This is a genomic window from Mycobacterium sp. NGS51 (assembly GCF_059812525.1).
In genome coordinates this window covers 1-547 of the sequence record NZ_JCALCV010000062.1, presented here as the reverse complement: position 1 = coordinate 547, position 547 = coordinate 1, and the positions used below count along the sequence as shown (strand labels likewise).

The following is a 547-nucleotide window of genomic DNA, read 5'->3' as shown; positions in this document are numbered from 1 at the left end:
TCCAATCGGGCATGTTCACGGTCGTCGAGGACATCGACCGACGACAACGACCGCCCGGGATCGGCAACCATGGCCGCCAGCACCCGCTGCAACCGGCCGATCAACACCTCAACACTGACCGCATCAAACACATCGGTGCGAAACTCCACCGCCCCCGAAATCCCAGCGGGCTCACCGGCCTCAGTGAAGCGTTCGGCCAACGTAAACGCCAAATCCATCCGGGCAGTGCGGGCATCCACCGGCAACGGAGTGACCGCCACATCACCCAAACTCAACCCCGCAGCCGAATCCCCGGCGAAATTCTGCCAAGACAACATCACCTGCACCAACGGATGATGAGTCAAACTGCGAGTCGGGTTAAGCCGCTCCACCAACACCTCAAACGGCACATCCTGATGCTCATAGGCCGCCAACCCCCGAGCCCGCACCTGCGCCAACAACTCCGCCACACTGGGATCCCCACCCACATCAACCCGCAACACCAACGTGTTGACGAAAAACCCGACCAACTCATCAAGCGCCGGATCACCACGCCCCGCAATCGCGA

The 547-nt window shown here is 61.4% G+C and carries 1 protein-coding gene; it reads right to left on the bottom strand.

Going from position 1 to position 547, the window contains the following annotated elements; all coding sequences use genetic code 11:
• Nucleotides 1–547 (bottom strand): condensation domain-containing protein (locus AC5Y5W_RS24970; protein ID WP_500014180.1); only part of this gene is annotated, 547 nt, incomplete at both ends.